The following is a 307-nucleotide window of genomic DNA, read 5'->3' as shown; positions in this document are numbered from 1 at the left end:
CATAAGCACCACAAGCGTCGGGATGATACCGGTGACGAAGCCGGCGAACACTTCGCCGCCCTTCTGGAAGATGCCGATGAAGTACTTGCCGATGGCGGTCAGCCAACCGAGCTGCTCCTCCTGCTGGACTTCCTTCAGCTTTTCCTTGAACTGGTCGACGGTGATCGGCGCGCTGTCGGCCTGCGCCAGGACAACGAGATGGTCGGAAGCATGCTCGACGGCGAGCTTGCCATGCAAAGCAGCATCCGAAACCATGGCACCCGCGACATGCAGATTGTGCACGGCCATGTCGGCATGCTGCGCCAAC

1 protein-coding gene is annotated in these 307 nt (G+C 60.6%); it reads right to left on the bottom strand.

What is annotated here, in order from left to right:
• Window positions 1-306: PTS glucitol/sorbitol transporter subunit IIC (locus tag EN852_RS38595; protein WP_189546605.1), on the bottom strand; the 306-nt coding region annotated here is incomplete at its 3' end.
• Window position 307: the final 1 nt, after the last annotated feature.

It is taken from the genome of Mesorhizobium sp. M2E.F.Ca.ET.209.01.1.1, assembly GCF_004010375.2.
Lineage (GTDB): Bacteria > Pseudomonadota > Alphaproteobacteria > Rhizobiales > Rhizobiaceae > Mesorhizobium.
Note: the sequence above shows the minus strand (reverse complement) of the source record. Positions and strands in the feature narration are given on the sequence as shown.